General features: G+C 30.7%; 9 protein-coding genes. All 9 read left to right on the top strand.

The features are described 5' to 3' along the window. Positions 1-1,120, top strand: a 1,120-nt coding sequence (locus RDX53_RS13290; protein WP_307994321.1) for a hypothetical protein, incomplete at its 5' end; no start/stop codon positions are given. A gap of 239 nt (positions 1,121-1,359) precedes the next feature. Then, positions 1,360-1,995: a hypothetical protein gene (locus RDX53_RS13285; protein ID WP_307994320.1), complete on the top strand. Its 636-nt coding sequence runs from the start codon at positions 1,360-1,362 to the stop codon at positions 1,993-1,995. Between the two features lie 2 nt (positions 1,996-1,997). Further along, a complete protein-coding gene (locus tag RDX53_RS13280; RefSeq protein ID WP_307994319.1) occupies positions 1,998-2,438 on the top strand; it encodes a hypothetical protein in 441 nt (146 codons plus the stop codon). Between the two features lie 14 nt (positions 2,439-2,452). Next, a complete protein-coding gene (locus tag RDX53_RS13275) occupies positions 2,453-3,256 on the top strand; it encodes an MBL fold metallo-hydrolase (RefSeq protein ID WP_307994318.1) in 804 nt (267 codons plus the stop codon). Between the two features lie 232 nt (positions 3,257-3,488). Then, complete coding sequence (locus RDX53_RS13270) at positions 3,489-4,103, top strand: SAM-dependent methyltransferase (RefSeq protein WP_195931802.1); 615 nt, start codon at positions 3,489-3,491, stop codon at positions 4,101-4,103. A 121-nt stretch (positions 4,104-4,224) separates the two neighbouring features. After that, entirely contained in the window at positions 4,225-5,055 is an 831-nt protein-coding gene (locus RDX53_RS13265) for an amino acid ABC transporter substrate-binding protein (protein WP_295574605.1), read from the top strand. A gap of 123 nt (positions 5,056-5,178) precedes the next feature. Continuing rightward, entirely contained in the window at positions 5,179-5,829 is a 651-nt protein-coding gene (locus RDX53_RS13260) for an amino acid ABC transporter permease (RefSeq protein ID WP_330593245.1), read from the top strand. A 16-nt stretch (positions 5,830-5,845) separates the two neighbouring features. Next, positions 5,846-6,598, top strand: a complete 753-nt coding sequence (locus tag RDX53_RS13255; RefSeq protein WP_369124305.1) for an amino acid ABC transporter ATP-binding protein — start codon at positions 5,846-5,848, stop codon at positions 6,596-6,598. Between the two features lie 81 nt (positions 6,599-6,679). Then, on the top strand, positions 6,680-8,107 hold the full coding sequence (purF, locus tag RDX53_RS13250) for an amidophosphoribosyltransferase (protein ID WP_021860722.1): 1,428 nt from the start codon (positions 6,680-6,682) through the stop codon (positions 8,105-8,107). Positions 8,108-8,238 lie beyond the last annotated feature (131 nt).

Genomic DNA, 8,238 nt, shown 5'->3' with positions numbered 1-8,238 from the left:
GTATGATATTGATGAAAAATCTATAAAAATAATTGAGTTTATAAATAATGTATATATATGTATCAATACTCCTGAAGATTTTTTTGAATTTAGGACACAAGAAGAACGTTTGATAGATATTATATCTAGCAATCCAATAAATTTTAATAATGAAAAAAGTGTATATGATAATATAAAATATATATATGACAATGTTAAATCCAGTAAAATTAAAGAACATTTTAATAATATTTCAGAATATATCACATGTGAATTATCAAGCGGAAATATTGAATTACGTAATGCAGTACAGCTTATTAAACCCAACACTTCACTTCCTGGAATAGTCAGTCGAAATAGGATGTATATAAAAACTTTGGTAAAAAGATTGCAAAAAGATGACATCATTTATCCAGATAAATCAAATAAAGATATAGACCAGTACATGATTAAGTCATGCAAGGAGGACCTAATAAATTCTAATAAGCCATATATAGCAATTATATTAGCATATAAAACTATATCTGATTATGGTAATAGATATAATTTATTTATAAGTGAGTTAAAAGACCAGAGAAGTATAGAGGAGATTAATAAATATGTAAATACATCGATAAGTGAGATAGATATAGATAGTTCATGGTCTGAATCAGAAAAGTTTTTAAGTTGGGCCAAAATAGATAAAAAGTATAATAATGATAATATTAATTGTAATGAAATAAATCAAAGAATGCATGATATGATTGATATTTTAAATGATTTAGAATTTATAGAAGAAGCTATTTGTAGAGGGAATATACAAAGCTATGAGGGTAGGGAGAGTTATATAATGGTTGAAGCCCAATATGTAATTGAAGATTTAAAAAGAATAAAAGATAATATGGAGAATGATAATTTAACAGAAGACCAGTGTTATAATCTAATAGAGAATTTTAAAAAATCCATATATAGATTATCAGATTTAAGTAAAAACCAAAATGTTTCAGAACAGGATATTAAAATGTTAGATTATATATATAGCTATATGTATGATAATTCCAAATTTAATATCCTTCATGAAGAATTTAAGTGGAGCATATTAGATTTAGAGATATTAAATATAAAAATAAATAAAAAACAACTAGATGAGCATGAAAATTAAAAAATTACTTAAGAAATATGATTATCCACTAAATAAAAAGGAAGTTGGGGAGTTATAGAACAGGTTACCTTTCAACGTATAGATGTATTATAAAAGTGTAGTTAAAGATGTAGCTTAATTTTGTTTAAGTTACATCTTTAATTTTTATTTAAAATAATAGAATATCATAAGTAATACAAATCCCATTATTAATGACATAAAATGCTATAATAAAGTATAGAGATTATTGGAGGGGTCTTATGAAAATATTTAACAAAAATATAAAGATATTAGGAGATGACGAAGGATATATAATACTTGTATGCCCATATTGCAAAATTGAATTTAAAGTATCATCATATGATCTTCAAGAAAGAGGAATATATAATGAACTTTTTTGCCCATACTGTGGCCTAACAAAGGAGATAAAAACTTTTTATACAAGGGAGATTAAATCAAAGGCTACAAAAGTAGGAAAAGAAAATTATGATATTCAAAGTGACAAAAATGAGTCGAGTTCAAATGACGAAAAATACAATAAAACGAAAAATAATGATAAATTATGCGATACAATAAACAAAAAGCCTTTAAAATCGCAACAAGGGGATATTTTAGGTATGTCTAGCTATAATATAAACCATACTCCAAGATTAAATAGCAGCAAATCTTTAGATATGAGTTTTTCAAGTATGGAAAAACAAATAGAAAAGGACAAGCCTATTTATAAGATAAAGATGGACAATAAAAAACTTAAAAATGTGAATGTAGATAGATTAAAAGATAAAAAGTTAAAAGAAGTTGAATATAAATGTCATATATGCTCTTCAAAGGAAAAAGTATTATCTGACGAAGAGACAATATTATACTGTGCTTATTGTGGGATGGATTTGAAGTGAATATGGAAGATTTAAGAAAGATAAGTTTTGAATTTAGAAGAGTTAGCAGCGATATGTTAAATTCAATTACAGACGACAATAATGTCTATTTAATAAAATTTAGGGAATTTATAGATGATAATAAAATAATAAAAGATTACATAGATTCAAAGATCAAATATTCAAGTATAGACTGGCAAAAATCATTTATAGAAGAAGATTGTGGCTATAAAAGTGTCATAATACCTATAAATAAAAATGATCATATAAAGGCAATGTACGACTACTTAGTAGTTATGACAGATAGAAATAAAAGTTTAAACGGTGAGGCATTTAATTTCCACTTAGGAAGATGCAAGGTGAATGAGAGAATACAATTTTATTTAAATCGAGTATTCTTACCTTTGATTCACTATATAAACGATTATTTAATAGAAGAAATGATAGCTTTACAAGAAAGCTAAAGGGGGGATTTATCATGAGATTAGTTGTACTAATAGATAATTGCACAATAAACGGGAGAAATTTGAAAGGTGAAGGTGGAGCGTCTTATTATATAGAAGATGAGGATAAGAAATTTTTACTTGATACTGGTGCATCAGGATTATTTATGGAAAATGCAAAAAATCTGGATATAAATTTAGATGATATAGACACAGTTGTATTGTCACATGGTCATTATGATCACGCTGGAGGCCTTAGGGATTTTATAGAAAGTAGAGATGATAAAATAAATATAATTTGTCACCCACTATCTTTTAATAAAAAGAAAAAGGGAAATACAAATATGGGAGCACCATATAGAAAAGATGAAATAATAAAACTTGCAAATGTAAATTTTAGTGATAAACCTGTTAAAGTAAGCAAAAATATAACTTACTTAGGACAAATTCCATATACTGTGGATTTTGAAAATAGAAAGCTAATGGGCGAAATTGAAATAGATGGTGAGTATAAAGATGACTATATTATGGACGATTCGGCTTTATTATACGACACAAGTGATGGAATATATATAATTACTGGATGCTCACACAGCGGAATTTGCAATATAATCGAATATGCTAAAAAAGTTTCAAAAAAAGATAATGTGCTTGGGATAATAGGAGGGACTCATCTTCAAGAAATAAATAATCAACTTTATAAAACAATAGATTATTTTAAAGCAAACAATATAAAAGAACTTTATCCATGTCATTGTACAAAATTTTATGTTAAGGCAGAAATGTTTAAGTATTTAAATATAAAAGATGCTCATGTAGGGCTTGAGATAAATTGGTAGTGAAATAAACTTCTGTAGAGATAGTAATTATCAAAGCAGAAGTCTTTTTTTATGCAAAAAATAAATATTTTAATAATATTAATACTTTAAATTATAAAATATTTAATAATGAATAATAATTCCGAGTAGGAAATAATAATTATATTAACAAATAAAAATCAACAAAAAATTCAAGAAAAAACAAAAATATGTTAATATAAACATATAAAAAATAAAATAAGGAAGAAAAAATATGAACGAAAATTACTATGAAAAATTATTAAATATAAACACAGCAGGAAACGAAAACTGGAACAAGACTTCGCCACACAATCACCCATACCAACCAACATTATATGAAGCACTAGACACACTATTTAACGAATACAATTTAGAAGAAGATGATCATATAGTAGACTTTGGCTCTGGAAAGGGAAGAATTGTATTTTATATTAATCACTTTTTCAAATGTTATACAACTGGAGTTGAAATGAATGAAATATATTATAACGAATCTCTACTAAATAAATCAAAATATATTCAATATCATAAAAAAATGGAAGATAAAATAAACTTTTACTGTAATTTATCTCAAAATTACACAATTGAAAAAAATGACAACAAGTTTTATTTCTTCAATCCATTTTCAGTCCAAATCTTTATGAAAGTAATTGAAAATATATTAATATCTTATGAAGAAAATCCTAGGGATATGGATCTAATAATTTATTATCCAAGTGATGATTATATTCAATTTTTAGAATATAGAACACCATTTATATTAGAAAAAGAAATCATTTTAAAAGACCTATATAAAAATGATGATAAAGAGAAATTTGTTGTATATAGTTTAAAAACGAATCTTTAAATTTAAAACTACAATATAGTTCGAAATGTAACTGGAAAATATTGACTTAACAGTCAGAATGTGTTACTATTCCTTCAAGCAGTAATTTTTAAAATTTAATATATTCATAGGGGGTAGTATTATGAAAAAATTATCAGCTATAGCATTAGCTCTTGTGATGGGGTTTAGTACACTTTTAGGCGGATGTTCATCGTCAGATTCTAGCAGTTCTTCAAATGATGATTCACTACAGTATGTAATGGACAAAGGGGAATTAATTGTAGGATTAGATGATTCTTTCCCTCCAATGGGTTATAGAGATAAAGACAATAAGATTGTGGGATTTGATGTCGATTTAGCTAAAGAAACATGTAAGAGAATGGGCATCAAAGCAAAATTCCAACCTGTAAGCTGGGAAAGTAAAGAACAAGAATTATCATCTAAAAATATAGACTGTATATGGAATGGTTTTGGAATAACTCCTGAAAGAGAAAAAGTACTAACTTTTACAGAACCTTATATGTCAAATCCACAAATATTTGTAGTATTAGCTGATTCAGGAATAAAAACTGAGGCTGATTTAAAAGGTAAGGTAGTAGCAGCACAAAGCGGATCAACTGCATATGCTACTATAGACAAAGATACTAATTTAAAAGATTCTTTTAAAGAATTTATAGGTGTTGAAGACAATGTAAAAGCATTAATGGACTTAGAAGTTGGCGGTTCTGATGCAGTTGCTATGGATACAGTAGTTGCTCGTTACTATATGACAAAAGACCCAGGAAAATACAGCATTATAGAAGACACTACTATATTAGACGAAGAAATGGGTGTTGGTTTTAGAAAAGGCGACAACGCTTTATGTAAAAAAGTTGAAGATACTTTAAAAGAAATGCAAAAAGACGGTACATTAGCAAAAATAAGTAAAAAATGGTTTGGTGAAGATTTAACTACAATCGGTAAAGATAAATAGTTAATTTAAAATTTCAGACTAAAGTATATTTTAAAAGGTGTCAAATTTATAAGTCTAAGACTTTAAAATTGGCGCCTTTTTTAAGATATAAGACTTTATAAATTTTAGACAGGGGGGATTAAATTGGATTTTGAAAGCATAATTAATTTAGTCAAAAATATGTTGCCAAGTTCAATTGTTACTTTAGAAATATTCTTTTTAACAATAATATTCTCATCAATACTTGGCATGTTTGTAGCTTTTGGTAGAATGTCAAAATTCGCTATTATAAGAATACCTATACAAGTATTTTTACTTATTATGAGAGGAACACCTCTTATACTTCAATTGATGTTTTTCTATTTTGCACCATACTATATATTCGGTACAACTTTACCGAGATTTTGGGCAGCAATACTGGCATTTACATTAAATTATAGTGCTTATATTGCTGAAATATATAGAAGTGGTATAGAATCTATACCTGTTGGTCAATATGAGGCAGCAACAGTATTAGGCTTTGGAAAAAGTGAAACATTCTTTAAGATAATTTTACCTCAAGTTGTAAAAAGAATAATACCACCTATGAGTAATGAACTTATGACATTGGTAAAAGATACTGCTTTGGCTCAGGTAATCGGTGTTGCAGAAATATTCAAACTTGCAGGGGCTACAATGTCATCTCAATTTTCTACAGTACCATTAATAGTAGCTGGTATTTTTTATCTAATTATGAATACTGTAGTTGAAAGATTCTGTTTCTACTTAGAAAAGAAATTAGATTACTATGAATAGGAGGCTAAAAATGAAAATTTTATCAGTTGAAAATTTAGAGAAGAACTTTGGAGACTTACAAGTTCTAAAAGATATATCTATGGAAGTAAACCATGGAGAAATAGTTTCTATAATAGGATCTTCTGGTTCTGGTAAATCTACATTACTTAGATGTATAAATAGATTAGAAACTATAGATTCCGGGAAAATTACTGTAGATGGAGAAGTTATGGTATCTACACATAATGGCAAAGTAGAATATGCACGTAATGATGTATTAAACGAGATAAGATTAAAAACAGGACTTGTATTTCAAAACTTTAACTTATTTCCACATTTTAATGTATTAAAAAATATAACTCAAGCACCTATAAGAGTTAAAAAAATACCTAAAGATATAGCAGAAAAAGAGGCAATGGAACTATTACAAAAGCTAGGTCTTGAAAGTAGAAAAGACGCATACCCTCATCAACTATCAGGAGGGCAGGCACAAAGGGTCGCAATAGCCAGAGCTCTTGCACTAAAGCCAGTAATTCTTTTCTTTGATGAACCTACATCAGCACTTGATCCAGAGCTGACAGGTGAGATATTAAAAGTTATCAAAGACCTTGCGGCAGAGCATATGACGATGGTGATTGTTACACATGAGATGAATTTTGCAAAGAATGTATCCAACCATATCATATTTATGGACGGCGGTGTGATCGCACTCCAGGGAACGCCGGAAGAAGTGTTTGGTTCGGACAACGAGCGTATGAAAGAGTTCTTAGGAAAGTTTGCCGAAAATTAAATGTATTGATTTTCGGCAGACCTTGTATTATACTAATCGAGTAATGGAGTAAATTGAAAACGAATAAGGAGTCTTGCATTCATGGGTGAATTGGAAAAAATGACAACAGGTTTGAGCGAGGAATGCGGAGTGTTTGGAGCCTATGATATGGACGGAGGCGATGTTGCCCCATCTGTATATTATGGGCTTTTTGCGTTGCAGCACAGAGGACAGGAAAGCTGCGGTATTGCTGTGACAGATACATATGGTGAACGCAAAGTGCATTCAAAAAAGGGACTGGGACTTGTAAATGAAGTGTTTGATGAAGAAGCGTTACAGACACTGCACGGTAATCTGGGCGTTGGACATGTCAGGTATTCAACAGCCGGAGGAACGAGAGCAGAGAATGCGATGCCGCTTGTACTGAAATATGTCAAAGGTACACTGGTAATTGCGCATAACGGTAATCTAACGAATGCGATCGAGCTGAGAAGAGAACTGGAGTATACCGGAGCTATTTTCCAGACAACGATTGATTCGGAAGTGATCGCTTATCATATTGCGCGTGAAAGATTGAATGTTTCCTGCGCAGAAGATGCAGTAAAAAATGCGATGAAGAAGATCAAAGGTGCCTATGCGCTGGTCGTGAGTTCACCGCGTAAACTGATCGGAGCGAGAGATCCATTTGGATTGAAACCACTGTGTATCGGTAAGAGAGACAATACATATTTTCTTGCATCAGAGAGTTGTGCAATTGCTGCTGTAGATGCAGAGTTTGTACGTGATGTGGAGCCGGGAGAGATCGTAACAATTACGAAGAATGGTATTACTTCTGATAAGTCTATGGCAATTTCGCCTGAGAAGCAGGCAAGATGTATTTTTGAATATATTTATTTCGCGCGTATGGACAGTACGATCGATAATGTGAATGTTTATCATGCACGTATCCTTGCCGGAAAGGCACTGGCAGAGTCCTATCCGGTAGAGGCAGATCTGGTTGTTGGTGTGCCGGATTCCGGTCTGGTGGCTGCAAAAGGCTATTCTGAACAGTCAGGAATCCCTTATGGAATGGCATTTCATAAGAACAGCTATGTCGGAAGAACATTTATTAAGCCGAAACAGAGCCAGAGAGAGAGTAGTGTAAAGATTAAGCTGAATGTAATTGAAGAAGTTGTAAAAGGCAAGAGAATTGTTATGGTAGATGATTCGATTGTTCGCGGAACAACAAGTGCGAATATTATTAAGATGTTGAAGAAAGCAGGGGCAAAAGAAGTGCATGTAAGAATCAGCTCGCCGCCGTTTTTGCATCCATGTTATTTCGGTACAGATGTTCCGTCAGATGATCAGCTCATTGCACATTCACATACGACAGAACAGATTCGGGAGATGATCGGAGCCGATTCTCTTGGATATATGGAAGTTGAGAAGTTGAAAGATATGGTTGGGGATTTAAGTTACTGTGATGCCTGTTTTACAGGCAATTATCCGATGAAAGTGCCGGGCAGAGATGTATCCCTTGCCTTTGAGTAGAAGATATAAATTATTTAAATATAATTCAAAATAAGGAGAAAAAACGATGACAAACGACAGATATCAGAGCCCACTTTCAGAAAGATATGCAAGCAAAGAGATGCAGTATATTTTCTCGCCGGACAAGAAGT

This window comes from uncultured Intestinibacter sp., assembly GCF_902468165.1.
Taxonomy (GTDB): Bacteria; Bacillota; Clostridia; order Peptostreptococcales; family Peptostreptococcaceae; genus Intestinibacter.
Note: the sequence above shows the minus strand (reverse complement) of the source record. Positions and strands in the feature narration are given on the sequence as shown.

Bases quoted from the DNA above. Each gene is read 5' to 3' on its own strand.
- RDX53_RS13285 (WP_307994320.1), top strand. From the start codon at position 1,360: ATGAAAATATTTAACAAAAATATAAAGATATTAGGAGATGACGAAGGA.
- RDX53_RS13280 (WP_307994319.1), top strand. From the start codon at position 1,998: ATGGAAGATTTAAGAAAGATAAGTTTTGAATTTAGAAGAGTTAGCAGC.
- RDX53_RS13275 (WP_307994318.1), top strand. From the start codon at position 2,453: ATGAGATTAGTTGTACTAATAGATAATTGCACAATAAACGGGAGAAAT.
- RDX53_RS13270 (WP_195931802.1), top strand. From the start codon at position 3,489: ATGAACGAAAATTACTATGAAAAATTATTAAATATAAACACAGCAGGA.
- RDX53_RS13265 (WP_295574605.1), top strand. From the start codon at position 4,225: ATGAAAAAATTATCAGCTATAGCATTAGCTCTTGTGATGGGGTTTAGT.
- purF (WP_021860722.1), top strand. From the start codon at position 6,680: ATGGGTGAATTGGAAAAAATGACAACAGGTTTGAGCGAGGAATGCGGA.